Below are 25,542 nucleotides of genomic sequence, written 5' to 3'. Positions count from 1 at the left end.
CTCCTGTTGACGACCGCCGTACGTGCCGGCGAGTTCATTTTTCTCAGGTGGTCGACGAGGTTGCCGGCCGGGTAGGTGTCGGTGGTTCAGGCTTAGTCGGCGCGGTCGCGGGCACGGCCGCCGCCGGCGGATGCTCCCAGCCTAGAAAGTTCGGTCCGCTCACGGTGGCGATGTGCTGAATTTGGCCATCGAGAAGCGCCTTGTCAGGGCCCAGGACAAGCGCGTGACGGTCCGTGAACATACCGATGTCGCCCGGGCCCACCCGTAGGGCATCGATTGGGTTGGCGACCGCCGTTCCCGGTGGGGGAATGGTCATTCCCTGTTGTTGGAAGGCTTCCGCGATCGGCGTGCCGCCGACGGCGGCCTGGATCGCCGCTGCCAACTGTGGGCTGGCGGCGGTCACTGTCTCGCCGTCGGGCAGGGTCACCGGCGTCGGGCCATCCGCTGGCTCATGGGATGACACGTCCTGCGGGTCGTTGTTCTCGTCGGGATTGTCCGAGGCGTCGTGCGCGCTGGGGTCTTCCTCCTGCGCGTCCGGTAGTTCTTCGCCGGCCAAGTCCTGCAGCGCCGGATCGTCCGCGTCGCCGCCCGAAAAGGGAAGGCCGCCCGGCGCTTCCCACCCCGCCGTGGAGGCGGGCATGGTGCCCAGGCCCGGAAGTGGCCCACCACCGAAGTTGGGCATCGGGGGCGCCATCGGCGTTTCCGTCGCCGTTGGGATCGGGGCGCCCGCCGCCGGATCTGGCGCCGGGGCGTCTTCGGGCCACAGTCCGTCATCATCGGCCAACAGCGAGTCCAGCAGCGGATCCCATTCGGAGTCGGTATCGCTCGACTCGGCGACCGCACCGACCGCGGGCGCATCACCAACGGACGCCGCCGGCGCGTGTTCCTCCGGGCGATTCGGTTCATTCTTGGACGCGTCGTAGAGCGACGTCCAGGCGGCCATCAGCGCCGACTTCGACGTGTCGTCCAGGCTGGCGTTCAGGACCACCGCGCGAATGTCCCTGAGCTTGCCGATCAGGAAACGTTGGAAATCGCGCGCTCCCGCCGGAGTGTCCAGGTCCGATCTCATCAGCACCGCGGCTTCGGTTTCGTGCTGCAACTTGGTGAGCGCTTCTCTGCCGTCGACCGCACTCAGGTGTGCGTTCAGGATGGCCGACACCACTTGCATGTCCAGTTGCGAACTCGCGGAATTCTGCTGTGCGAGAGCGGCTTCGGCGCTGGCGATGGCGTCCGCCGCCGCACCCGATTCCCGGTCCGGCGGTGTCGCGGTTCCCGCCAGGGATCGACCCGTCGGCGGGCCGCTCGCGGGCACGGCGCCGAACACGTCCGCGTGCTGGCGGCGGATCTTGGCTGCGATCGCCTCGAGTTGGTCGGTGCGGGTGGTCGGCGTGATCACAGCGGAGACTTCGGTCGGCGCCAATCCCGTCTGCCACGCGTTGGGATCGCCGGTGCGGTCTCGGACGGACTTGACCGTGGCCAGCAGGTCGTCGTATGCCGACATCAGCCGCGCAGCCGGCGCTGCAGCGGCACTCGCTGCGGAAAGTGACGCGACCCCTCCATGTCCGGCGACAGTAGTGGCGGGCGTTCCTGCCGACAATTCATTGAGCAGCATGGTTGTGGACTAGTTCCGGTTAACTGCTGCCGGTGGTGTACTGCGCCCGAAGGTTCTCCAACACAGCCCTTTTCGCCTGAGCGAGTTCGCGCGCTCCGGCGACGACCGCGGCGATTTCGCGCTGCTTGTCCAGCAGGAACTTGTGAAACTCTCGCGCCCCCATCGGTGTATCCACGGCGAGGTTTGCTTGCTGGACGACGGCGTGGTCGATCTGTTCGGCGATGGCGTCCAGTCGCCGGACGCTTTCGCGCGCTGCGCTGTGAGCGGTGTTCAGCACGTCGGTCAGCACAAGGTCGGCTTCGGACACGGCGCCGTGCTGGCTCGCCAGCGTCGATCGCCGTGCTTCGACGGCCTCTAACGAGTGCCCGGGTTGTTCCGGCATCGGCTCACCCTTCTCGTCGTGCCCGCATCGCCGGGCGAAGTTGGCGTGTCATAACGGTCGGCGGATCGCAACGTTGTTGCCCAGTCGGCTTATTCGCACCGACGCCCCCGAGTACGGCGCCTCGACAACCAGGTTGTTGCCGATCGCGAGTTGGACGTGACCGGCGTGCGGAAAGACCAGATCACCCGGTCGCACCTGCGAACGCGGTACCGGAATGCCGTCGTTGATCTGCTGATATGTGGTGCGGTCCAAGTGAATACCGGCCCGCGCGTAGCTCCACTGAACCAGCCCGCAGCAGTCGAACGCCTCCGGGCCGCTGGCGCCCCAGACGTAGGGGCGGCCCAGCCGCGACAACGCCGCCCGAACCGCGAGCGCGGCCCGGTCGTTCGGCGGTAACCCGGGGCCACGCCCATGCCGCAGCCGATACCGCAACGCCAGCAGTGCCGCGTGGTGGCGTCGCGCACGCGACCTCGCCGTTACGACGTGGGCCCGTTGCGTACGCAGTCGCGCCACGCGGCGGCGCATCTCCTCCCGCTGCGCCAACGGGGTTGACGGGAGCGTGGTGGCATCGGCGCGGGCCGCGTCGAGGACGTTTTGGGTCAGGCCGCGCGCCTGCGCGCGGTCTCGGTGGGCGCCGGCGAGCACCTCGGTAACAGCGGCGTCGGTCCCGGCCGCCGACGCGAGGCGTTCGCGACCGTGGTCCACTGCGAGCTGGTAGCCGCCGTGGGCCAGTCCGTCGTTCAGTCGGGCCGCGCGGCGCAACAGGCTGCGATAGTGCCCGGTGTCCGCGTCCAGGGACGCAGGCGTCGTGCTGCCGGCGAAGAGTTGATGCGCGCGGCTCAACGCCTCGACTTCGCTATGGCTCACTGTGCCCCCTCGGCGCCGTCGTGGCTTTCCTGTTGTTCTTGGCCCGTCGTCTCGACCGCCTCGGTGAAGGCGCGCACGCGGGGGAGGGCGCCCGGCGAAATGACCCCGCGATTGCGGATGTCCCATATCTCGTCGACGTCGACGCCGACCAGCGCGGCGATGATCGTTTCCGGCAACGAGGACTGTGCGCAGGCCCGGTCGAAACGCGCGCTCAGGCTGCCGGGCATCCGCTTCAGCAGGGCCGTGCGCGTCGCCTCGAGGGCCTGCAGATGCTCCATCAGCCGGCCGGTCGAATCCGCGCCCGCGCTCACCGCCACCCGCCAGGAGCTGGCGGCGAGCATCTCCGCTTTCACGCACTGAGCGATCACAGACAGAATATACGTCTCATATTCGTTTGATGTTGTCGCAGGAAGCCGATCGATGACGGATTTGAGGGCGTCGAGCTGGGCTTCGGCATAACCTTCCAGCACTTCGGTGTCGCTGTGACGGTCGACCACGACCGGTCCGGTGCGCCGCGCCGGCATCGCGGCCGACGCTTGCGCGGCCATCAGGCGCGCCAACTCGGCATCCGGATCGGCGGCCACCAATAGCCGCGAATAGGTGCCCGGCGGCAGGCCGAGCCCGTTTTCGATCTTCTGAACTGTGCTTTTGTGCGGTTTGCGGGCGCCGCGTTCCAAAAAGCTGAGCCCCATGATGCTGACCCCGGTCGCGGCGGCGAGGTCGGCTAGTGACCAATCCCGCGATTCTCGCAACGCGCGGATCGCCGCGCCGGCCGACTCACGGCTCACCACACGCTCCGGCCATAGGCCGGATAGTACACAGCCACGGTCTCGGATATGCGGATATACGTTTTTGTCGTTGTTTCTCTTGCGTCGGGCCCATCTCGCCATATACGCTTTTGCCTACGTTTCACGCTCGACAAGGAGACCGACATGGGACATCCGTGCGCAGCCAACCCGGAGCTTTGGTTTGGCTACCCCGACGACGACGGTGGTGACGGCGCGGCGAAGGCGCGCGCATACGAACGGTCGGCCACCGAGGCGCGCCTGCAATGCCTGCGGCGCTGCCCACTGGCGCAACAGCGCCGCTGCGCCCAGCACGCCATCGCGCACCGCGAGGAGTACGGCGTGTGGGCAGGCGTGAAGCTGCCGGGCGGCCAGTACCGCAAGCGTGACCAGCTCGCGCACGCCCACGACGTCCTGCGGCGTATCGCGTCCGGGGAAATCAACTCCCGGCAGCTGCCCGAGAACGCGGCGCTGCTGGCGCGGCACGAACACGAGGCGGTCCCGGTGGCCGCGGTCGTGTTGCATCTGCCGCTGGCCCAGGTCGGGCCTCGTACGGCCGCCTGACCGTCCGGCGAAATCCCAGCTCGGCAGTTTGTTGAACCGGTCAATGGGGTAGTCGGGGTCGGCAAGACCAGTCTGTCGACCTTAAAGGCGCGCCCATGACGTTCGACCTGACCCCGACGGCCGCACAACATGATCTGGCCCGACGCACGCATGAGTTCGCCGAATCCGTAATACGCCCGGTAGCCCTCGACTATGACCAGCGCCAGGAATTCCCCTGGCCGGTGCTCGAGGAGGCGGCCCAGCAAGGTTTCTACAGCCCGCTGTTCTATCGCGACCTGATCGGCGATCCGACCGGTATCTCCCTGCCCATGTTCATGGAGGAACTGTTCTGGGGGTGCGCCGGGATCGGGCTAGCCATCGTCATGCCGGCCCTGGCGCTCTCGGCGATCGGCCAGGCCGCCTCCCCGGAACAGATGCTGGAGTGGGCACCCGAATGTTTCGGCACCCCAGGCGATCTCAAGCTCGCTGCGCTGGCGATCTCCGAGCCCGAAGGCGGCAGCGATGTGCGCAACCTGCGCACGCGTGCACGTCGTGACGGCGATGACTGGATCATCGACGGACACAAGATGTGGATCGGCAACGGCGGGATCGCCAATGTGCACGTGGTCAACGCGGTGGTCGACGAGGAGCTCGGCCATCGGGGTCAGGCGCTCTTCGTGGTGCCGGGCGGCACGCCCGGGCTGAAACTGCTGCGAAAGCTCGACAAGCTGGGCTGCCGCGCCTCCCACACCGCCGAGCTGCTCTTCGAAGGTGTGCGCGTGCCGCGCGCCAACCTGCTCGGCGGGGAGGAAAAACTCGAACACAAACTCGCCAAGGCGCGCGAAGTCGTGGCGGGTGGAAAGCGCTCCGGCTCAGCGACCTTGGGAACCTTCGAGCAGACGCGACCCATGGTCGCCGCCCAGGCCATCGGGATCGCCCGGGCGGCGTTGGAGTACGCGACGGCGTATGCCACCGAGCGGGAGGCGTTCGGCGGGCCCATCATCGACAACCAGGGCATCGCGTTCCCGCTCGCGGAACTCGCCACTCAGATCGACTCGGCTCGGCTGCTCACCTGGCGTGCCTCCTGGATGGCGGCCAACAACGTCCCCTTCGAACGGGGTGAGGGCTCGATGTCGAAGATGGCCGCCAGCGAGGTAGCGGTCAAGGCCACCGAGCGCGCGATCCAAACCATGGGTGGCTGGGGCTATATCACCGATCACCCGGTTGAGAAGTGGTATCGGGATGCCAAGCTGTACACCATTTTTGAAGGAACCAGCGAGATCCAGCGGATGGTCATCTCCAACGCCCTGGGCGCCGCCGTCGGCACCCCGCCGCTGCATGTGGTCCTCGAGCCGTCCGGGGGACCGCTGAACCGGGTCTTCGGGCGGGGTACGCCGTTGCGGTCCCGCGTCGCCGACACCGCCCTGTCCATGCAGGATCGGGTGCCCGAGCCCGTCATGCGGCTGGCCATGAAGGTGCTGCGGCCACCGGGCAAGTGAGATGGCCGGGTACGGTCGCGGATGACGGCGCCGTTGGCGAGCCTGCGACGGAGGATGGGCGATGAGCAACCTGGAAGCCGCGCCGGCCGAAGTCGCCTGCGCCGCTTCGCAACGCCGGGACGCCTCGCCCAGGGTGGAGGTGCTGCATCCGCGGGAGGTTCCCTTGGGCGGCCCCAGGGCGATCCGGGTGCAACGCACGTTGCCGCAACGCGGGCGTTCGCTGATCGGTGCGTGGTGTTTCATCGACCACTACGGCCCCGTCGCGGCGAGGATGGATGTGCCGCCGCACCCGCATACGGGACTACAAACCGTGAGTTGGTTGTTCAGTGGGGAAGTGGAGCACCGTGACAGCGCCGGCGTTCGTGCGGTCGTTCGGCCCGGCGAGCTGAATCTGATGACCGCCGGTGCCGGCATTTGCCACTCCGAGGTGTCGGTTGACGCAGGGCCGGTCCTGCACGGCGTCCAGCTCTGGGTGGCGCTTCCCGCTGCCGCCCGCGACACGGCGCGAGACTTTGCCCACTACGCACCCCCCGTGGTCTCGCTACCGGGCGCCCAGGCCCGCGTGTTCCTCGGCGAGCTGGCCGGGAGTCGTTCGCCCACAAAGACCTTCAGTCCGTTGCTGGGCGCCCAACTCGACCTCGACGCCGACGCAGGTTTCGATATCGACGTGGATCCCACCTTCGAGCACGGAGTGCTCTGCGATTCGGGCACCGTCCAGGTCGACGAGACGTCCCTGGCGACCGCCGACCTGGCTTACCTAAGTCCCGGCCAAACGCAGCTGCACGTGCGCAACGTGGGGGAGCGGCCCGCGCGGATGTTGTTGCTCGGCGGCACGCCGTTCACCGAAGAGTTGGTGATGTGGTGGAACTTCGTCGGACGAAGCCACGAGGACATCGTCAACTACCGCCGACTGTGGGAGGACGGTGACGACCGGTTCGGCGCCGTCCACGGATACCGGGGAGCGCTCGCCCGACTGCCCGCCCCGCCGCTGCCGACCGCTCGGCTGCGGCCTCGACCGATACCCCGACGAAAGGAAAGCACAAATGACAACCGATAAGACCGGCGCGGAAACCACGGTCACCCTTGAGGACGGGAAGTACACGATCGCCGTCGAGGGCAAGACGGTGGGGCTCGCCGATTTCGCCGATCGCGGCGAGCAACGCGTCTTCTACCACACCGAAATTGATCCGGCTTACGGCGGACGTGGCCTGGCGACGATCCTCGTCGAGGAGGCGCTCAACGAGGCACGCGATGAGGGCAAGCGCATTGTTCCGGTGTGCTCGATGATCGGCACCGTGCTCAAGAAGCATCCCGAGTTCGATGACATCACCGACCCGGTCACTCCGGAAATCACGCAGTGGGTGCGGTCTTAGGGGTCCACAACGGCGAAGTCCGGCTACGACAGAACATTTACGTCGATACGACGTTACCGCATTTACGCTTAGCTGATTTCGTCCGGTTTCGGCCAACCCCATTTTTTAGACGAATTGGACCGGCGTAATGTAACGAGTTCCTCGCAAATGCGTGCGGTTGCCGACCGATCCGCGAATAGCTCCTCGACACGCTTCAGGTTCATCGACAGCCAATTGGCTTGATCTATCGCGCCGCTTGCTCCCGGGTCATCACCACCTTCTAAGTATTGGCGAATCAACGGTAGGGCAAACCACTCGTCGGAGGCCGTCTGATGGACCGGAACTGCGGCGAAATTAATAAGTCCGCGATCATTGACCACGTCCCACCTGATCTGAGCGCCGGTGAACGAGATCGATGCATCAATATCGGCGAGCCCTCGGTTGGATGAATCCGTAATTCTGTACTTTGGGTTTAGGTAAAGAATGCCCACATATTGAACGATAAATTCCAGAAGCGTTTTCATCGCTAACCTCCAATCTTGGGCGGGACTAGGGTGTAGCCATCCGTTACTTGGTATCCGTGTGCCATCAGATATCTGAGTTCGGCGGCAGTATACGTATTATCGATAACACTATCGATGGGAGTCGACAGCTTAATAGTGTCCCGATTTGCGATTGCAATGTCGAGTACATGCTGATTAGCCGCGAGTCGCTGAATCGGCGTGGCCGAGTTCCATGCGTCTCCGATATCGAAGTAGCTTGCGCCTCGCTCCTGAGCGAGCTCGATGTACGACGGGCCCCCTAATGGGTTCTTAAATGGACCGAGAACTGTTTCACCACTTCCGGTCAGATGCGCTTCAGCCATCGCTCGCAACTCGGGTGTCATGTAGTTGAGCGGGTTGTCCAAGTGGAATTCCGGATGGGCTGGATCTATGACAACCGGCGCCGGGCTATCAGGTAGCGCCCCTACGTGAGGCCCGGCCGGCGCATGTTCGACGGGTACGTCGCCGTGCGGGGCCGGCGGTGCGTGCTCCACCGGGGGCGGCTCGAGAGGGTGAGTGCCCGGGACCGGCTCCCCGGGCAGCGGTGCATGGGAAGCCAGGTTCTGTTCTGCGGCTTGGAAGCGTTCCTCGGCTCCGGCGAGTGCGCGGGGGAACACGTTGTCGGCCGTCACACCCTCCAACATCTCGCGGCTGAAAAGCATCTTCAGGCCCTGAAAGGCCGCCTCGCCGCCCGCCTTGAGCGCTGGCGCCCCGGCCGCCAGGGTCACGGCCGTAAAGAGGGGTTCGGCAGTCGCTTCCACTTTCCCGGGATCCGGTGTGCGCATGCCGGTCAATTTGCCGCCGTTGAATGTGTAGTACGTGCCGGTGGCTTGGTCGAAGAACTCGCCCGTGCCGTTCTTGAGCTGGCCGTAAGCCTGCACCGGCTGCCCGTTGACCTTGTAGGTGAACGTGAAATGCCCGTCGGGGGAAACACTTACGGACGCCGGGTCAATGCTGTTGTAGTCGGGGATCTTGCCCAGGTCGTCGAGGGCACGCGCGAGGTCCGCCTTGAGCTTGGGCAGTTTGGCGCTGGCCGCCTCGCCTTCCGGCGAACCCGGGCCATGCGTATACACGTCGGCCGCGGCTTTACTGAGCGCCTCCTGTGCGGCGCGCACCTTGGCCATTTGGTCGACGACGGCCTGGTTAGTGGCTTGGCGAATGTCAGCCAACGCGGCCTGCTGGGCGGGAGACGGTGGGGCCACGCCGTCAGCGTCGGCACCATGCAGCGGGGCGCCGTCGTACCCTTCGGCGTGAAGGTTATCCAGCGATTTCTGAAGGCCATCGGCGTATCCGTTGCGGATCGATTGCAGGGCTGCGAGCGCAGCTTTGGTGTCACGCAGCGCGTCGTCCTCACAAGTGTTGATGAGGGCATGCAGCGCGTCCTTTTCCCCTGCGCTGAGGCTTTTGTCGTTTTGCAAGATGGAGACGGCCTGGCTGACCATGTCCGAGATGTTCTTCAACTGGGCTTCTAAGGTGGCGATGCGCGCGGCCCCGGCCTTTTGCGCATCGGCCAGCGACGCGGCGATGTTTTCCAGGTCCGCAGCGATCTTGGGCAGCTGTAACGACTGCGCCCCTAAGGATTTCGTGACGCGCTGAACTTCGTCGGAGTCGTTGATGGGATGACCGCCGCCGTCGTGGTGGTTCCAAGCGGCCTCGAAGCGTGCGCGTGCTTGCTGGAAAGCGTTCTCGGCCTCCGCCGTGCATCGGCCCGCACGGTGAAAGGCTCCGGCCAGATTGGAAATCTCCAGTGGGCTTCCCGCCTGCAGGCTGGCGTTGATCGCCCAGGGGTCACCACCGGCCTCGGCGATCAGCGCCTGCTCATCTATATACGGAAGTCCCACAGCACCGCTGGTCGCCGCGCAGCAATAAACTCCGGTCCTAGTGATTGCATTGCGCGCATTCCAACCCTCCCTGAGCTAGCTCATAAGGCTACTGGCGCAAACGTGCTCGTCAATTCACGACCGATCGAAACGCTTAGCTAGTCAGTTACCGCTGGAACCCCTGAGTTACACATGAAACGATTAACCTGACCTCGCAACCGTTAGAAGGAGCGGCTCAGTGCATATCGGTGTTACGCGTACCGCGGTGAGAATGGCCTGCGGGACGGGGGCGCTCTCGTGACAGGCGCCCCCGGGGCTGTGCTCGCTCGTGAGCTCACCGACATCACCGACAGCGTCCGGCAGGTGCCGGCGCCTCCCGTACCTGAACTGCTGCCGCCGAGCCGAATTCGTGTCGCCGATCCTGACGGAGCGGACGCGGAATTGGTTGCCGAGTGGATGAACCGGCCCCACTTGGTCACGACGTGGGAGTACGACTGGCCGGTCGCGCGTTGGCGTAACCACTTGCGCGCGCAAGTCGATGGCGCCTACTCGCGACCGCTGATCCTCAGCATCAATGGTGTCGACCGCGCGTACATGGAGATCTACCGTGCTGCCAAGGATTCCATCGCCCACTGCTACGACAGCCGGCCACACGACCTTGGCCTGCATGGGGCGATCGCAGACGAGAAGCTCGTGAACCGCGGGCTAGGCCCGCTGATCCTCCGGAAGGTGATCGCCAGCATCCTGGCCGCCGACCCGGCGTGCCAACGGATTATGTTCGACCCCGACCACCGCAATACGGCGGTGCGGCGGCTCTGCGAGTTCCTGCGCTGTGAATTCCTCGGCGAACACGACATGCCGAACCGCAGGATGGCGCTCTACGCCCTGAATCGGCCAGCGCCGTAACAGCGTTCGCGCTCAGGCCTGTAGTTGGCTGCGGACCTCCAGCCGTCTGAGCTTGCCCGACGACGTACGCGGTAATGAGCCTGGTGGCATCAAGACGACATCGGCCGGAGTCACCCCGCACACCGAGATGACCCGCTTGATGACAGCGCTGCGGGTCACGTCGTGATCCGCACCCACGAATTCGGCGGCGATGAGCAACCGCGACTGGGCGGCACCGGATTTCGAACCGACCGCAACCACGCCACCGTGTCGCACTCCATCCACCTGCGCGGCCACCTGCTCGATTTCGGTGGGAAAGATGTTGCGGCCGGCGATCGTGATGACCTCTTTGGACCGACCGCAGATAACCAGCTCACCGTCGACCAGATAACCGATGTCTCCGGTGCGGAACCACTCCGCACCGCGATCGGACCCTGTGGCGGGGTCGCCGAAGTATTTCGTCATCATCGATGAGCCGCGGATCTCGACCTCCCCAACACCATCATCCGCTGATCGATGCGTCGGGCTAATGCGTAACTCCATACCGGGGATGGGGCGCCCCAACAGCGCATAGCGTTGCCGCACATCCGATTCCGTCCGCTCATCGATGCGCAACCCCTGCCCGCAGGCGGGCATCGTCACGGCGCAGGTTGACTCGGCCATCCCATACGCCGGCGTCGCCGCCGACGCCCGCAATCCGAACGGAGCCATCGCGTCGGCGAATCGCTGAAACCCCTCGCAATCAACGGGTTCGCCGCCATTGATGGCAATCCGCAGCGCCCCCAGGTCCACGTCCGAAACGCGGCCGGAGTAGCGACCGAGCATGGAGTACCCGAAATTGGGTCCGGCGGTGAAGGTTGCCGCGCTGGCCGAAAGCCAATCCGCCCAGCGAAGCGGTGCCGCAGAGAACGCGCCCGTCGGCGCCTGCCAAAGCGGCATCCCGCTCAGGACGGCGGTCAACAGGAAGGCCAAGCCCATGTCGTGGTAGATCGGCAGCCACGAACACGCCCGGTCGGAGCCGTCGAGTTGTAGCCGCTCGATGAGGCCGCGCATATTGTTCAGCACGGCCTCCGGCGACAAGACGGCAGTGCGCGGATCACCGGTCGAGCCGGCAGTACCCTGGAGGATCGCGGCGTTCGAATCGGAGTGACTTTGAAGGTCATTCGACGCCGGGGTGCGAGCGGCCTCGGCAAGGCTGGAGACAGACAGCGTCGTCTCCGCATCGCCGAGCGTGCGCAGGGTCGCACCGTGACTGAATACCGTGCTGACTCCGATTCCGCTGAACCGACTCAGGGTGCTGTGCGCCCACTCGGCCGGGTCGGCACCGCGCCTGGGACGGGGCAGAATCGATACGGCGGCACCCGCCAGCCACGCGCCCTGTATGGCGGCGACCAGCTCGACGGTCGGTTCACCGACAATTCCCACGGCACCGAGGTCGTCCTGCTGGAGCAGATGCGTTGCGATGCTTTCGGCCATCCCGTGGACCTCGGGCCAGGGGCAGGCGGTCCATTTGTCGGTGTCTTTGTCCAGGACCACCAAGTCATGCGGCGATCGCGTCATCGCATCGCGCATGGCGGCCGCGAGAACGTTCATGCGTCGACCCCGACTCCGATCGCGGCCTGCAAGTCACCGACGGTCGTGCAGGTCAACAGGTCTTCCTCGCTCAATTGCGTGCCGAACCGTTCTTCGATGGCAACCAGGCCGGCGGCAAAGGCGACGGAGTCCATTCCCAGGTCGTCTATCAGACGCGTTGCGGCAGTGACGGATTCGAATTTGAGGTCCAGGTCATCCCGAAGGACGCTGACCAACTGATCGTCGACGGTGCTGGGCACAGGGGGATTGGAGGAGGTCATGAGCCGCGACCATACCGTGCTGATTTAGGTAAGGCTACCCTCATGGGTAGGGTGTGGGTTGTCTCACCGTCGAGGCCGACAGCAATGGGCCGCCCATTGACGTCGGCCAGCTGCGCTTGCCCGCGCCGACGATTGTCCCACAGGCACAACGACTTTGAACGCCGCGCGATCGGTGGCGAATGGCCGACCGGCTTCGTGTTGAGCCCGCTGAAATGATGGTGCTGTGACAGAACCTTGCGCGGGGTGCGGTTTCGCCTATGACCTGCGCCGAGCCGCCTCAGTGCGCCACGACATCCGGGCGTTGGCGGCCGAAGCCGTTGTACTTCTGTCTAACAACAAGATTGACGTGCGGTCCCGCTCGCGTCCCGACGTGTGGTCACCGCTGGAGTACGCATGCCATCTGCGAGACGTGCTGCTGGTGCAACGCGAGCGGGTGCTCGCAGCACGGCGCACGAACGGCCACGATTGTGCGTCCATGGGGCGCGACGAGCGCGCCGAACACGACGGGTACAGCGAACAGGATCCGGCCGAGGTCGCGCGTCAACTTGCCGACGCGGCAGCACTATTCAGCAATGTCCTCGCTCGGCTATCCGACGATGACTGGGACCGAACGGTGATTTACCACTATCCGGAAACCCACGAGCGGTCGCTGCGCTGGGTCGCGGTACATACCGTGCACGAACTCCAGCACCATCTTCTCGACATCCGCCGCCAACTGTGACCGCCACACACGAGGCGCATCAAAGCCGCTCGGCCGGCCCAATTCACCTGCGCTACAGTGCCGGCCATGAACGTCGACGCGGACGCCTTCTCGAAACGATGGGCACGACGCTGGAACGCCCACGACGTCGACGCCGTCCTCGACGACTTCCATGACGACGTGGTGTTCACATCGCCCGTGGCCGCCAAGCTCTTGCCGGAAACGCAGGGAGTGGTCCGCGGCAAGGCGGCGCTACGTCGGTACTGGATCGCCGCCCTCGAACGCGTTCCGGATCTCCGGTTCACCGTCGAAGGCGTCTACCAAGGCGTCAACACGATCGTCATCGCCTACCGCAACCAGAGCGGCGACCTCGTCAACGAGGTCTTGATCTTCGACGGCGAGGTGATCGTCGAGGGCCACGGGACATACCGGGTGGGCGAATAGCGGACACTTACCGCCGCGGATTACCCGTCGCGACCGGGGATGTTCGGTAACAACGCGACGTCGTCGTGCTTGCCCCAACGCCGTAATAGTTCCGCCGTTTCGCGTACGCAGCGTGCGGCCCAATCCGGATTCACTCGGTTCAGAACCTCATATTGTTTGGCCCACATCAGGATGCGCGGGTCCTGATCCCGTGGACGATGTCTGGCGGCGTACGAACCGCCGATGTCGAAAGCTATATCGCAAGCGAACCAGTAGAGGGCCTCGTCGATGTCGCCGACGTGATCGACCCTCTGCCTGCCGCGCTCCCAATAGTCGTAGTGGTATCGCCCGTCGTCATCGATATAGACGTTGCGGTCATCATCCTTCAGCACGACTCCGGCCTGGATCGGCCGGGCGTTCAGCAGCGCGGCGATGCGATTGACTTCGGACTGCAAGTGGGCCGTCTTGTCGTCGACCATGCGCCAGACCTTACGTTTTTTCGGCTGCCGTGGCCGGTCGCCCAAACACGAAAGTCACGACCCCTTGCGAGGTCGTGACTTTGCGTAGTACCGCTCAATGTGGGCGAAGGGGGACTTGAACCCCCACGTCCCGAAGGACACTGGCACCTGAAGCCAGCGCGTCTGCCATTCCGCCACTCGCCCGGAAAAACAACCGGTGGACCATACCACTGTAATGGCCCGATTCCCGAACCGCCGCAGCGGGCCTGGATCCCATTCGGCGCCCTGCCCTCGCCGCAGGCGCACCCCTGAGCTGCGGGGACCCAGTTCTCACTGTTTCGACAGTGCCGCGCCGTTGCGATGTGCCGATACCATGCGGGAGTGAACCAGCACGCGGGCGATTCGTTTGCCGCGCACCGGCAATACCTTCTGCAAGTGCAGGCGAACGGTAGGACATGAGTAGCCAACGGGGGCTGGCCGCGCGGATCGAGCGCAAACTCGAGGCGTCGGTGGACAACGCCTTCGCCCGGGTGTTCGGCGGATCGATCGTCCCGCAAGAGGTAGAAGCCCTGTTGTGCCGCGAGGCCCGCGACGGAGTTCAGAAGCTTCACGGAAATCGCCTTTTGGCCCCCAACGAATACATCATTACCCTCGGTATGCACGACTTCGGAAAGGTGAGCACCGATCCCGATCTCACGTCGAGCTCATTCGCGAGGTACTTGGCTGACTACATCCACGAACAGGGGTGGCAAACGTATGGTGAGGTGGTCGTCCGGTTCGAGCAGTCGTCGAACCTGCGTACCGGCCAGTACCGCGCCCGTGGTGCTGTCAACCCCGATGTCCAGCCCCGCCCGACGGACAAAGACGCCGTCCGGCCACAATCAAATAACGCGTTCGGCGATGAACGAGGAGTAGCACCAATGACTGACAATTCGAGCTACCGCGGGGATCAGGGGCCGGGGCGGCCCGGCGACGAGTATTACGACGACCGCTACCGGCGTCCCCAGGACGACGCGCGCGGTGGCCCGGACCCGCAGGGTGCACCCGACCCCCGCGGGGGATATCCGCCTGAGCAGGGCGGCTACCCACCTCAGCAGGGCTACCCGCCGCGCCAGCCCGAGCAGGGCGGCTACCCGGAGCAAGGCGGCTACCCGCCGCAACAGGGCTACCAAGACCAGGGCGGTTACCAGGGCCAGGCTGGCTACCCCGACCAGGGGCAAGGCGGCTACCCGCCGCAGCCGGGCTACCAGGACCAGCGCGGCTACCCCGACCAGGGGCAGGGCGGCTACCCGCAGTCGTATGAACAGCGGCCGCCCGCGCCGGGCGGTTATGGCGGTGGGCAAGGCTACGAGCAGGGATACCGCCAGGGCGGTTACGGCCCTCCCGCCGGCCAGCCGGGCGGTGGCCCGCAGGGCTACGGCGGCGGCTACGCCGACTACGGTCGCGGACCGGCCCGCCAGGACGAGGGCGGCTACGCCCCGCCGGAACAACGCCCCGCCTACCCCGAGCAGGGTGGTGGGTACGACCAGGGTTACCAACAGGGCGGGGGATACGGCCGCCAGGATTACGGCTCGCCCGAATACACCCAGTACGCCGAGCACGCGCAGGGCACGACGTACGGCGGCCAGGGCGGGGGATACCCCGAGGCCGCCAGCCCCGAGTACGACTACGGTCAGCAGCCCGACTACGGCCAGCAGGCGGAGTACGGCCAGCCCGCCGACTACGGCCAACCCGCCGACTACGGTCAACAGGCGGGCGGCTACGGCGGATACGGGCAGGGCGGCTACGGCGCGACGGGCACCACGATCACCCTTCAGCTCGATGACGGCAGCGGCCGCACCTATCAGTTGCGCGATGGCTCCAACATCATCGGCCGCGGGCAAGACGCCCAGTTCCGACTGCCCGATACGGGCGTGTCACGGCGCCACCTGGAGATCCGCTGGGACGGGCAGGTCGCCCTGCTGTCGGACCTGAACTCCACCAACGGCACCACCGTGAACAACGCGCCGGTCCAGGAGTGGCAATTGGCCGACGGCGACGTCATCCGTTTGGGCCATTCGGAAATCATCGTCCGGATCCACTAAGTCGCTGGGCTCAACGCTGCCGTGCTTCGCCCCGTGTCGACCACCGTCCAAGTATCGTGACGTAGCCGATGTGCGCGGAGTCACGGGCGCCGGGAACACGACGCTAGGACGGAAAGGACGCCAGATGCAGGGATTGGTACTGCAGCTGACGCGCGCCGGATTTTTGATGTTGCTCTGGGTATTCATCTGGTCCGTGCTGCGAATCCTGCGGACCGATATCTACGCCCCGACCGGTGCCGTCATGGTGCGTCGCGGTCTGGCGCTGCGCAGCACGCTGCTTCCGTCGCGGCAGCGCCGGCACGCGGCCCGCTATCTGGTGGTGACCGAAGGCGCGCTGGCGGGGGGGCGCATCACGCTGAGCGGCCAGCCGGTGCTGATCGGACGGGCCGACGACTCCACCCTGGTGCTCACCGACGACTACGCCTCAACCCGGCACGCCCGGCTGTCTCAGCGCGGCTCGGAGTGGTACGTCGAGGATCTAGGATCGACCAACGGTACTTACCTTGACAGGGCGAAAGTGACGACAGCGGTACGAGTCCCGATAGGAACGCCGATTCGAATCGGCAAAACGGCGATCGAGTTACGCCCGTGACCCGCGCCAATGACAATGATGCCGGCTCGGCAGATTTTCCGGCCGGGATCGAGGAGTGGCGCCCGTGACCCTGGTCCTGCGATACGCCGCCCGGAGTGACCGTGGCCTGGTGCGCGCCAACAACGAAGACTCTGTCTATGCCGGCGCCCGGCTGCTGGCCCTGGCCGACGGCATGGGCGGCCATGCGGCCGGCGAGGTGGCATCCCAGTTGGTGATCGCTGCACTGGCCCACCTCGACGACGACGAGCCGGGCGGCGACCTGCTGGCCAAGCTCGACAACGCGGTGCGCTCCGGCAATGCGGCCATCGCAGCGCAGGTAGAGGCGGAGCCCGAACTCGAGGGGATGGGCACCACTCTTACCGCGATCCTGTTCGCGGGCGACCGAATTGGATTGGTACACATCGGCGATTCGCGGGGCTACCTGCTGCGCGACGGCGAACTGAGCCAGATCACCAAGGACGACACCTTCGTTCAGACCCTGGTCGACGAGGGCCGCATCACCCGGGAAGAGGCGCACAGCCACCCGCAGCGGTCACTGATAATGCGGGCGCTCACCGGCCACGAGGTCGAGCCGACGTTGACCATGCGGGAAGCGCGCGCCGGCGACCGTTATCTGCTGTGTTCCGACGGGCTGTCGGACCCGGTCAGCGACGAGACCATCCTCGAGGCGTTGCAGATTCCCGACGTCGCCGAGGCCGCCTATCGCCTCATCGAGTTGGCGCTGCGTGGCGGCGGGCCGGACAACGTCACCGTCGTGGTCGCCGACGTCGTCGACTACGACTACGGGCAGACCCAGCCGATTCTGGCCGGCGCGGTCTCGGGTGACGAGGATCAAATGACGCTGCCCAACACCTCGGCCGGGCGAGCCTCGGCGATCAGGCCGCGCGACGAGTCGGCCAAACGTGTTGCGCCGCAACCCGAAACGCCGCACCGGCCGCGGTGGTCCCGCCGACGGATGGTCGTCGTCGCCGCGCTGGCGGTGCTGCTGGTCGTCGCGGGCCTCACCGTGGGGTGGTGGGTCATCCAGCGCAATTATTACGTCGCCGAATACAACGGCAGGGTCTCCATCGTCCGGGGTATCCAGGGGACGCTGCTGGGCGTCCCGTTGCAACGGCCTTACCTGGTCGGCTGCCTCAACGCGCGCAACGAACTGGCCCTGGTCAGCTACGGACAATCCGGCCATCCCAATTGCCAGCTCATGACCCTGCAAGATCTGCGCCGTCCCGGCCAGGTCCAGGTCCAAACCGGACTGCCGGGCGGCAGCCTGGACCAAGCGGAATCGCAGCTGCGCCAGTTGCTGGCCGAATACCTGCTGCCGATCTGTCCGCCGCCGCGCGCCACCTCTCCGCCCGGATCCCCGTCTACCGGCGGTACACCCCAATCCAGCACCACCGCAACGCCATCACCCCAGACCACCAGTTCCACCAGCGCCAGCCCCCCACCCAGCACAAGCGCCTCCAACGGCCCCGCGTCCCCAGCACCGGCAGGTCCGACGACCACCTCGCAAACGGTGACCGCTCTCCCCGGGCCCCCACCCCAACCGGGCATCGATTGCCGGACGGTGGCATGACAACACAGCTTCAACCGCCGGTCGCGGTCACACCTCCTCTGCCTACCCGGCGCAATGCCGAGCTATTGCTGCTGGGCTTCGCATCGCTGATCACCGTCGCCGCGCTGCTGATCGTCGAGGCGAATCAAACCCGCGATCTGCACTGGGACGCGATCAACTACGGGCTGGTGTTTCTCGTCGTCTTCGGATCGGCGCACATGGCGATCCGGCGCTTCGCGCCCTATACCGATCCGCTGCTGTTGCCAATCGTGGCTCTACTCAACGGGCTTGGCCTGGTGATGATCCACCGGCTCGATCTGGTCACCAATCAGCTCAGCGGCCGTCACCACCCCAGCGCAACCCAGCAGATGCTGTGGACCCTGGTCGGGGTGGTGACCTTTGCCCTGGTGGTCACCTTCTTGAAAGACCATCGGCAGCTCGCGCGCTACGGTTACATCTGCGGACTCGTCGGTCTGGTCTTGCTGGTGATTCCCGCCCTGTTGCCGGCCTCGCTGTCCGAACAGAACGGCGCCAAGATCTGGATTCGCTTGCCCGGCTTCTCAATTCAGCCCGCTGAGTTCTCCAAAATCCTGCTCCTGATCTTCTTCTCCGCGGTGCTGATCGCCAAACGCGGCCTGTTCACCAGCGTCGGCAAGCACTTCATGGGTTTGACCCTGCCCCGCCCCCGCGACCTCGCGCCCCTGCTGGCGGCCTGGGTGATCTCGGTCGGCGTGATGGCCTTCGAAAAAGACCTTGGCACTTCGCTATTGCTGTACACGTCGTTTCTGGTGGTGGTCTACCTCGCCACCCAGCGGTTCAGCTGGGTGGGGATCGGTCTGGTCCTGTTCGTCGCGGGAAGCGTTGTCGCGTATTTCATTTTCAGCCACGTCCGGGTCCGGGTGCAGATGTGGTGGGACCCGTTTTCCGACCCCGACGGCAGCGGCTATCAGATTGTGCAGTCGCTCTTCAGCTTCGCCACCGGCGGGATTTTCGGCACCGGGCTCGGCAACGGTCAGCCCGACACCGTGCCCGCCGCGTCGACCGACTTCATCATCGCGGCGTTCGGCGAAGAGCTGGGATTGGTGGGCCTGGCGAGCATCTTGATGCTCTACACCATCGTCATCGTGCGGGGCATGCGCACGGCGATCGCCACCCGGGACAGCTTCGGCAAGCTGCTCGCGGCGGGCCTGGCGTCGACGCTGGCCCTGCAGTTGTTCATCGTCGTCGGCGGGGTAACCCAACTCATTCCGCTGACCGGGTTGACCACCCCGTGGATGTCCTATGGCGGTTCGTCGTTGCTGGCGAACTACGTGCTGTTGGCCATCCTGGCGCGCATCTCGCACAGCGCCCGTCGTCCCCTGCGCGCCCCCGCGCGCCATGAGCCGCCGATCGCGGCGGCCGGCACCGAGGTGATCGAGAAAGTATGAACGCCTCCCTGCGCCGGATCTCGGTGACCGTGATGGCGTTGATCGTGCTGCTGTTGATCAACGCCACGATGACGCAGGTCTTCGCCGCCGACTCGCTGCGCGCCGATCCGCGCAACCAGCGCGTGCTGCTCGATGAGTATTCGCGCCAGCGCGGCCAGATCGTGGCGGGCGGACAGCTGTTGGCGTACTCCGTCGCCACCGATAACCGCTTCCGCTTCTTACGGGTCTACCCCAACCCCGCGACGTACGCGCCGGTCACCGGGTTCTACTCGCTGCGCTATTCCAGCACCGGCCTGGAACGCGCCGAGGACCCGCTGTTAAACGGCTCCGACGAACGGCTGTTCGGGCGCCGGCTGGCCGACTTCTTCACCGGCCGCGACCCGCGCGGGGCCAACGTCGACACCACGATCAAGCCGCGCGTCCAGCAGGCCGCCTGGGACGGGATGCAGCAGGGCTGCGGCGGCCCGCCGTGCAAAGGCGCCGTGGTCGCCCTCGAACCGTCCACCGGCAAGATCCTGGCGATGGTGTCGTCGCCGTCCTACGACCCCAACCTGCTGTCGTCGCACGATCCCGAGGTGCAGGCCAAGGCCTGGCAGTTGCTGCGCGACGATCCCGACAACCCGATGACCAACCGTGCCATCTCGGAGACCTACCCGCCCGGCTCCACCTTCAAGGTGATCACCACCGCGGCCGCGCTGCAGGCCGGCGCCTCCGACACCGAGCAGCTGACCGCCGCGCCGTCGATTCCGCTGCCGAACAGCACCGCGACGCTGGAGAACTACGGTGGACAGTCGTGTGGCAACGAGCCGACCGTGTCCTTGCAGCAGGCCTTCGCCCTGTCCTGCAACACCGCGTTCGTCCAACTCGGCATGCTCACCGGATCCGACGCGCTGCGTGGCATGGCGCGCTCATTCGGCCTGGACAGCACCCCGAGCGTGATCCCGCTTCAGGTCGCGGAGTCGACCATCGGGATCATCCCGGACGCGGCCGCCCTGGGCATGTCGAGCATCGGGCAGAAGGATGTCGCGATGACGCCGCTGCAGAACGCCGAGATCGCGGCGACCATCGCGAACGGCGGGGTGACGATGCAGCCGTATCTGATCGACAGCCTCAAGGGGCCGGACCTGACCACGATCAGCACCACGGCACCGTATGAGCAGCGGCGCGCCGTGTCGCCGCAGGTCGCCGCTAAGCTAACAGAGCTGATGGTCGGCGCCGAGAAGGTCGCACAGCAGAAAGGGGCCATTCCCGGCGTGCAGATCGCATCCAAGACGGGTACCGCAGAACATGGCACCGATCCGCGGCACACACCGCCGCACGCGTGGTACATCGCTTTCGCGCCCGCACAGACCCCGAAAGTCGCCGTGGCGGTGTTGGTGGAGAATGGCGCCGACCGCCTGTCCGCGACGGGGGGTGCACTCGCCGCGCCGATCGGACGGGCTGTGATCCAGGCCGCGCTACAGGGAGGACCATGAGCCCGCGAGTTGGTGTGACGCTGTCTGGCAGATACCGCCTGCAGCGCCTGATCGCCACCGGCGGCATGGGTCAGGTCTGGGAGGCCGTGGACAGCCGCCTGGGCCGACGCGTCGCGGTCAAGGTGCTCAAGCAGGAGTTCTCCCAAGACCCCGAGTTCATCGAGCGCTTCCGCGCTGAGGCGCGGACCACGGCGATGCTCAATCACCCCGGGATCGCGGCGGTCCACGATTACGGCGAGAGCCAGCTGGACGGGGAGGGCCGCACCGCCTACCTGGTGATGGAGCTGGTCAACGGCGAGCCGCTGAACTCGGTGCTCAAACGCACCGGCCGGCTGTCCCTGCGGCACGCCCTGGACATGCTCGAGCAGACCGGCCGCGCGCTGCAGGTCGCGCACGCCGCCGGGCTGGTCCACCGCGACGTCAAGCCGGGCAACATACTGATCACCCCGACCGGCCAGGTGAAGATCACCGACTTCGGCATCGCCAAGGCCGTCGACGCCGCACCGGTGACCCAGACCGGCATGGTCATGGGCACCGCCCAATACATCGCGCCCGAACAGGCGCTCGGGCACGACGCCACCCCGTCCAGCGACGTGTACTCGCTGGGAGTTGTTGGCTACGAGGTCGTTTCGGGCAAGCGGCCGTTCACCGGTGACGGCGCCCTGACCGTGGCGATGAAGCACATCAAGGAACCACCGCCGCCGCTGCCCGCGGAGCTGCCGCCCAACGTGCGAGAACTCATCGAGATCACGCTGGTCAAGAACCCGGCGATGCGGTACCGCAGCGGGGGACCGTTCGCCGACGCCGTCGCGGCGGTGCGCGCCGGTCGCCGTCCGCCCCGCCCCAGCCAGTCACCGCCCCCGGGCCGGGCCTCGCCGGCGGCGATACCGTCCAGCCCGACGACCCGGGCGGCCGCGGTGTCCCCGCGCAGCGCGGCGCCGCGTCGATCCCGCCCCACCACCGGCGGGCACCGCCCGCCCCCGGCCCGGCGCACCTTCTCGTCGGGGCAGCGCGCGCTGCTCTGGGCCGCCGGGGTACTCGGCGCGCTGGCGATCATCATCGCGGTGCTCATCGTCATCAATTCCCGGGGGGATCAGCAGCAACAGCCCCCGACGGTCACCGACACCGGCACCCCGCCGGCATCGGCGCCCGCGCCGACCAACACCCCGAGCGGTTCGGCAGGCATGCGTCTCGAGTGGCCGGATGACGGCACGATAGGGATGTCGGGATTCCGCGGCGGACCGGCGGGACACGGGACATCGCAATGACCACCCCGCAGCACCTGTCCGACCGTTATGAGCTCGGCGAGATCCTCGGTTTCGGGGGGATGTCCGAGGTTCACCTGGCCCGCGACCTCCGCCTGCATCGCGACGTCGCGGTCAAGGTGCTGCGCGCGGATCTGGCCCGCGATCCCAGCTTCTACCTACGCTTTCGGCGGGAGGCGCAAAACGCCGCCGCGCTGAATCACCCGTCCATCGTCGCCGTCTACGACACCGGCGAGGCGGAGACCCCCACCGGGCCGCTGCCCTACATCGTCATGGAGTACGTCGACGGCGTCACCCTGCGCGACATCGTGCACACCGACGGGCCGCTGCCGCCGCGGCGGGCGATCGAGATTATCGCCGACGCGTGCCAGGCGCTGAACTTCAGTCATCAGAACGGCATCATCCACCGCGACGTCAAGCCGGCCAACATCATGATCAGCACCACCAACGCGGTCAAGGTGATGGATTTCGGTATCGCCCGCGCGATCGCCGACAGCGGCAACAGCGTCACCCAGACCGCCGCGGTGATCGGCACCGCGCAGTACCTCTCGCCCGAGCAGGCCCGCGGCGACGCCGTCGACGCCCGCTCCGATGTGTATTCGTTGGGCTGCGTCCTCTACGAAATCCTCACGGGCGAACCACCTTTCGTCGGAGACTCGCCGGTCGCGGTTGCCTACCAACATGTCCGCGAGGACCCCGTGCCGCCGTCGCAGCGCCACGACGGCATCTCGCCCGACCTCGACGCCGTCGTGCTCAAGGCGCTGGCCAAGAATCCCGAAAACCGCTATCAGACCGCGGCGGAGATGCGCGCCGATCTGGTCCGGGTGCACAACGGCGAAAAGCCCGAGGCGCCAAAGGTTTTCACCGACGCCGACCGAAGCTCGATGCTGTCATCGAACCCCGGCAGCGGGGGCCCGCCCCGGACCGATCCGCTGCCCCGCCAGGTCCTCGCCGACGCGGGGGAGGACCGCACCGTCGGTTCGGTCGGTCGCTGGATCGTCGCGGTGGCGGCACTGGCCGTCCTGACGATCGTTGTGGTGATCGCGTTCAACACCTTCGGTGGCGGGGCTCGTGACGTTCAGGTGCCCGACGTGCGCGGGCAGGTGTCAGCCGACGCCATCGCGGCGCTGCAAAACCGCGGCTTCAAAACGCGCACGCTGCAAAAGCCGGATTCGATCGTTCCGCCCGACCACGTCATCGGCACCGACCCTGGCGCCAACGCGTCGGTGAGCGCCGGCGACGAGATCACCGTCAACGTCTCCACCGGCCCGGAGCAACGCGAGGTGCCCGACGTGTCCTCGTTGAGTTACTCCGACGCGGTCACCAAGCTCAAAGCCGCGGGATTCACCAAGTTCAAGCAAGCCAATTCGCCGTCGACACCCGAGCTACTGGGAAAGGTGATCGGGACCAACCCGCCGGCAAACCAGACGTCGGCGATCACCAATGTCATCACCGTCATCGTCGGCTCCGGGCCGGAGACCAAGCAGGTTCCCGACATCGCGGGCCAGACCGTGGACATCGCGCAACGCAACCTGACCGTCTACGGGTTCAGCAAGGTGACCCAGGTCCAGGTCGACAGCCCCCGGCCGGCCGGTGAAGTGATCGGGACCAATCCGCCCAAGGGACAGATGGTTCCGGTGGACTCGGTCATCGAGCTGCAGGTGTCCAAGGGCAATCAGTTCGTCATGCCCGACCTGTCCGGCATGTTCTGGACGGACGCCGAACCCCGGCTGCGGGCGCTGGGCTGGACGGGCATCCTCGACAAGGGCGCCGACGTCGACGCCGGTGGCTCCCAGTCCCACCGGGTGGTGTATCAGAACCCGCCGGCGGGCTCCGGGGTGAACCGGGACGGGATCATCACGCTGAAGTTCGGTCAGTAGCCGCCGGGTCGGCCGGGAAATACGGCCGCACCGCGGCGTGCACGTCATTCTCGAGCCGGCGCACCAGCGTGTCGTTGCGCACCAACCCGCACACGGCCAGCCAGTTCGCCAGCATGCGGTGGCCGCCCTCGGTCAGGATCGACTCGGGATGGAACTGCACGCCGTGAATCGGCAGTTCGGCGTGGCGCACCCCCATGATCACGCCGCTGTCGGTGTGGGCGGTGACCTCGAGAACCGGCGGCAGCGATTCGGGCAGGATGGTCAGCGAGTGGTAGCGGGTCGCCGTGAAGGGATCCGGAAGGCCTTGCAACACACCGACATTGGTGTGGTGAACGCTGCTGGTCTTGCCGTGCAGCAGTTCGGGGGCGCGGTCGACGGTGGCGCCGAAGGCCACGCCGATGGCTTGGTGCCCCAGGCAGACCCCGAGCAGCGGGGTCTGCTCGGCGGCACAGGCGCGAACCATCCCGATGGAAGCGCCCGCGCGCTCCGGGGTGCCCGGCCCCGGACTGAGCAGCACGCCGTCGAACTGCCGGGCGGCCGCGGTCTCGTCGGAGAGCCGGTCGTCGTCATTGCGCCAGACGTCCGCGTCCACACCCAGCTGCCCGAGGTACTGCACCAGGTTGAACACGAAGCTGTCGTAGTTGTCGACAACCAGGATCCGCATCGTGCCAGGTTACCGCCCGAGGGCGCGCCACCGGTCGGGCGGCGTCAGTAGGCGATCGGGCCGTTGGGCAGCGCGTAATGCAGCCGGTCGGGCTCGAAGTGCCCGACGACCTGCACGTCCGATTTGACCTCTTCGCGGTAGCCGAGGCCGAACCGGACCACGTACTGCTTGTAGAGGACCACCAGGGGAGCGGCGGCGAGGGCGGCTTGCATGGCCGCGGAGTTGCCGATCGCGGTGATCGTGTACGGCGGGCTGTAGGTGCGCCCGTTGAGCAGCAGCGTATTGCCCACGCAGCGGGGCACCGAGGTGGCGATGAGCCGTTGGTCTTGCATCTGGATCGCCTCGGCGCCCGCGCTCCACAGCGCGTTGAGCACGGCCTGGATGTCTTGCTGGTGCACCACCAGGTCGTCGGGTGACGCGTCGCGCGGGAACCGGCCGTTGGCGTCGCGCTGCGCGTCCTCGAGGGTGACCACCAGGCCCGGTCCGTGCACCGGATTCATGTCCGCCTGACCGGCGAGCTGCGCTGAGCGCCGCAGCATCGCGGCCAGCGCGGCGTCCGAAGAGCGCCCGTGCGCCGTGTCGATCTTCTTCGCGAGTTCCTCGCGTTCGGCGTTGAGGCGGTTCACCGACGACTGGGTCTCACGGACCAGGTCCACCAGCCGCGGGGCGTCGCTGCCCCGGATCTCGGCGCCGCCGGATACCCCGTGCGTGGCGGCGAGCAGCAATCCCGCCAGCGCGCACACCACCGGGACGCCGAAGCGCCATGGCGACTGGCGCGTCTGGATCATCGAGTCTCCATTTCCTGGTCACCGCCCCAGGTGCGTTAGTCTCGTAGCCAAGCTATGGGTGCAGCTGCCGTGTTCATCGTTGCACCCCGTCCCGCTC

General features: G+C 66.5%; 25 protein-coding genes and 1 tRNA gene. 14 read left to right on the top strand and 12 right to left on the bottom strand.

All coding sequences use genetic code 11. From position 1 onward, the window contains the following. Window positions 1–43 precede the first annotated feature (43 nt). The 4 genes from OCQ_RS00200 to OCQ_RS00185 all read right to left on the bottom strand — a co-directional run bounded on the left by OCQ_RS00200 (window position 44) and on the right by OCQ_RS00185 (window position 3,649). On the bottom strand, window positions 44–1,501 hold the full coding sequence (locus tag OCQ_RS00200; RefSeq protein WP_014383581.1) for a DUF4226 domain-containing protein: 1,458 nt from the start codon (window positions 1,499–1,501) through the stop codon (window positions 44–46). Between the two features lie 130 nt (window positions 1,502–1,631). Continuing rightward, window positions 1,632–1,994 (bottom strand): DUF4226 domain-containing protein, encoded by a 363-nt coding sequence (locus tag OCQ_RS00195; RefSeq protein WP_009952739.1) that lies wholly within the window; start codon window positions 1,992–1,994, stop codon window positions 1,632–1,634. 48 nt (window positions 1,995–2,042) lie between these two features. Beyond that, window positions 2,043–2,861 carry a C40 family peptidase gene (locus OCQ_RS00190; RefSeq protein ID WP_014383580.1) on the bottom strand — a complete coding sequence of 273 codons (819 nt, stop codon included), beginning with the start codon at window positions 2,859–2,861 and terminating at the stop codon, window positions 2,043–2,045. Continuing rightward, complete coding sequence (locus OCQ_RS00185; RefSeq protein ID WP_009952746.1) at window positions 2,858–3,649, bottom strand: helix-turn-helix domain-containing protein; 792 nt, start codon at window positions 3,647–3,649, stop codon at window positions 2,858–2,860. The genes OCQ_RS00190 and OCQ_RS00185 overlap by 4 nt, the downstream gene beginning before the upstream one ends. Window positions 3,650–3,793: 144 nt before the next feature. Here OCQ_RS00185 and OCQ_RS00180 point away from each other — a divergent pair, with 144 nt between their 5' ends. The 4 genes from OCQ_RS00180 (at window position 3,794) to OCQ_RS00165 (ending at window position 7,061) form a co-directional block, all read left to right on the top strand. Beyond that, window positions 3,794–4,210 (top strand): WhiB family transcriptional regulator, encoded by a 417-nt coding sequence (locus tag OCQ_RS00180; RefSeq protein WP_008262579.1) that lies wholly within the window; start codon window positions 3,794–3,796, stop codon window positions 4,208–4,210. A gap of 95 nt (window positions 4,211–4,305) precedes the next feature. Further along, window positions 4,306–5,688 carry an acyl-CoA dehydrogenase family protein gene (locus tag OCQ_RS00175; protein ID WP_014383579.1) on the top strand — a complete coding sequence of 461 codons (1,383 nt, stop codon included), beginning with the start codon at window positions 4,306–4,308 and terminating at the stop codon, window positions 5,686–5,688. Window positions 5,689–5,749: 61 nt separating this feature from the next. After that, complete coding sequence (locus OCQ_RS00170; protein ID WP_014383578.1) at window positions 5,750–6,745, top strand: pirin family protein; 996 nt, start codon at window positions 5,750–5,752, stop codon at window positions 6,743–6,745. Beyond that, window positions 6,732–7,061: a GNAT family N-acetyltransferase gene (locus OCQ_RS00165; protein ID WP_008262573.1), complete on the top strand. Its 330-nt coding sequence runs from the start codon at window positions 6,732–6,734 to the stop codon at window positions 7,059–7,061. Before OCQ_RS00170 ends, OCQ_RS00165 begins: the two co-directional genes overlap by 14 nt. A 68-nt stretch (window positions 7,062–7,129) precedes the next feature. On the opposite strand, the gene OCQ_RS25670 is transcribed toward OCQ_RS00165, so the two are convergent. Then, window positions 7,130–7,564 carry a hypothetical protein gene (locus tag OCQ_RS25670; RefSeq protein WP_080587971.1) on the bottom strand — a complete coding sequence of 145 codons (435 nt, stop codon included), beginning with the start codon at window positions 7,562–7,564 and terminating at the stop codon, window positions 7,130–7,132. A gap of 2 nt (window positions 7,565–7,566) precedes the next feature. After that, window positions 7,567–9,423, bottom strand: a complete 1,857-nt coding sequence (locus tag OCQ_RS00160) for a putative alpha/beta hydrolase (protein ID WP_014383577.1) — start codon at window positions 9,421–9,423, stop codon at window positions 7,567–7,569. A gap of 297 nt (window positions 9,424–9,720) precedes the next feature. Between OCQ_RS00160 and OCQ_RS00155 the strand changes: the two genes are divergently transcribed. Next, window positions 9,721–10,308, top strand: a complete 588-nt coding sequence (locus tag OCQ_RS00155; protein ID WP_014383576.1) for a GNAT family N-acetyltransferase — start codon at window positions 9,721–9,723, stop codon at window positions 10,306–10,308. A 12-nt stretch (window positions 10,309–10,320) separates the two neighbouring features. On the opposite strand, the gene mbtM is transcribed toward OCQ_RS00155, so the two are convergent. Together mbtM and OCQ_RS00145 are read right to left on the bottom strand one after the other, a co-directional pair. Beyond that, the gene (gene mbtM / locus OCQ_RS00150; protein ID WP_014383575.1) at window positions 10,321–11,880 is read right to left on the bottom strand and encodes a long-chain-fatty acid--ACP ligase MbtM; all 1,560 of its coding nucleotides are present in this window, start codon (window positions 11,878–11,880) and stop codon (window positions 10,321–10,323) included. Then, a complete protein-coding gene (locus OCQ_RS00145) occupies window positions 11,877–12,140 on the bottom strand; it encodes an acyl carrier protein (RefSeq protein WP_050989361.1) in 264 nt (87 codons plus the stop codon). Before OCQ_RS00145 ends, mbtM begins: the two co-directional genes overlap by 4 nt. Window positions 12,141–12,420: 280 nt before the next feature. On the opposite strand from OCQ_RS00145, the gene OCQ_RS00140 reads away from it, so the two are divergent. Further along, window positions 12,421–12,861 carry a DinB family protein gene (locus OCQ_RS00140; RefSeq protein ID WP_014383574.1) on the top strand — a complete coding sequence of 147 codons (441 nt, stop codon included), beginning with the start codon at window positions 12,421–12,423 and terminating at the stop codon, window positions 12,859–12,861. 66 nt (window positions 12,862–12,927) lie between these two features. Then, window positions 12,928–13,284, top strand: coding sequence for a nuclear transport factor 2 family protein (locus OCQ_RS00135; RefSeq protein WP_014383573.1), 357 nt, complete (start codon window positions 12,928–12,930; stop codon window positions 13,282–13,284). 20 nt (window positions 13,285–13,304) lie between these two features. Here the strand turns inward: OCQ_RS00135 and OCQ_RS00130 are convergent, their stop codons facing one another. After that, the gene (locus tag OCQ_RS00130) at window positions 13,305–13,742 is read right to left on the bottom strand and encodes an Imm63 family immunity protein (protein WP_014383572.1); all 438 of its coding nucleotides are present in this window, start codon (window positions 13,740–13,742) and stop codon (window positions 13,305–13,307) included. A 100-nt stretch (window positions 13,743–13,842) separates the two neighbouring features. After that, window positions 13,843–13,925, bottom strand: a tRNA-Leu gene (locus OCQ_RS00125). Between the two features lie 251 nt (window positions 13,926–14,176). Here OCQ_RS00125 and OCQ_RS00120 point away from each other — a divergent pair. The 7 genes from OCQ_RS00120 to pknB all read left to right on the top strand — a co-directional run bounded on the left by OCQ_RS00120 (window position 14,177) and on the right by pknB (window position 23,993). Continuing rightward, a complete protein-coding gene (locus OCQ_RS00120; RefSeq protein WP_014383571.1) occupies window positions 14,177–15,805 on the top strand; it encodes a DUF3662 and FHA domain-containing protein in 1,629 nt (542 codons plus the stop codon). Window positions 15,806–15,929: 124 nt separating this feature from the next. Then, complete coding sequence (locus tag OCQ_RS00115) at window positions 15,930–16,397, top strand: FHA domain-containing protein FhaB/FipA (protein ID WP_007771646.1); 468 nt, start codon at window positions 15,930–15,932, stop codon at window positions 16,395–16,397. A gap of 64 nt (window positions 16,398–16,461) precedes the next feature. Continuing rightward, window positions 16,462–17,967 (top strand): PP2C family protein-serine/threonine phosphatase, encoded by a 1,506-nt coding sequence (locus tag OCQ_RS00110; protein ID WP_014383570.1) that lies wholly within the window; start codon window positions 16,462–16,464, stop codon window positions 17,965–17,967. Next, a complete protein-coding gene (locus tag OCQ_RS00105) occupies window positions 17,964–19,373 on the top strand; it encodes an FtsW/RodA/SpoVE family cell cycle protein (protein WP_008262556.1) in 1,410 nt (469 codons plus the stop codon). The genes OCQ_RS00110 and OCQ_RS00105 overlap by 4 nt, the downstream gene beginning before the upstream one ends. Continuing rightward, complete coding sequence (gene pbpA / locus OCQ_RS00100; protein ID WP_009952767.1) at window positions 19,370–20,848, top strand: D,D-transpeptidase PbpA; 1,479 nt, start codon at window positions 19,370–19,372, stop codon at window positions 20,846–20,848. Before OCQ_RS00105 ends, pbpA begins: the two co-directional genes overlap by 4 nt. Further along, window positions 20,845–22,116, top strand: a complete 1,272-nt coding sequence (locus OCQ_RS00095) for a serine/threonine-protein kinase (RefSeq protein ID WP_041297605.1) — start codon at window positions 20,845–20,847, stop codon at window positions 22,114–22,116. Before pbpA ends, OCQ_RS00095 begins: the two co-directional genes overlap by 4 nt. Next, a complete protein-coding gene (pknB, locus tag OCQ_RS00090; RefSeq protein ID WP_009955363.1) occupies window positions 22,113–23,993 on the top strand; it encodes a Stk1 family PASTA domain-containing Ser/Thr kinase in 1,881 nt (626 codons plus the stop codon). Before OCQ_RS00095 ends, pknB begins: the two co-directional genes overlap by 4 nt. Here pknB and OCQ_RS00085 read toward each other — a convergent pair. After that, a complete protein-coding gene (locus OCQ_RS00085) occupies window positions 23,971–24,657 on the bottom strand; it encodes an aminodeoxychorismate/anthranilate synthase component II (RefSeq protein WP_008262550.1) in 687 nt (228 codons plus the stop codon). The genes pknB and OCQ_RS00085 overlap by 23 nt on opposite strands. 44 nt (window positions 24,658–24,701) lie before the next feature. After that, complete coding sequence (locus OCQ_RS00080) at window positions 24,702–25,445, bottom strand: DUF881 domain-containing protein (protein WP_008262548.1); 744 nt, start codon at window positions 25,443–25,445, stop codon at window positions 24,702–24,704. Window positions 25,446–25,542 lie beyond the last annotated feature (97 nt).

Source organism: Mycobacterium paraintracellulare, assembly GCF_000276825.1.
GTDB classification, from domain to species: Bacteria; Actinomycetota; Actinomycetes; order Mycobacteriales; family Mycobacteriaceae; genus Mycobacterium; species Mycobacterium intracellulare.
Note: the sequence above shows the minus strand (reverse complement) of the source record. Positions and strands in the feature narration are given on the sequence as shown.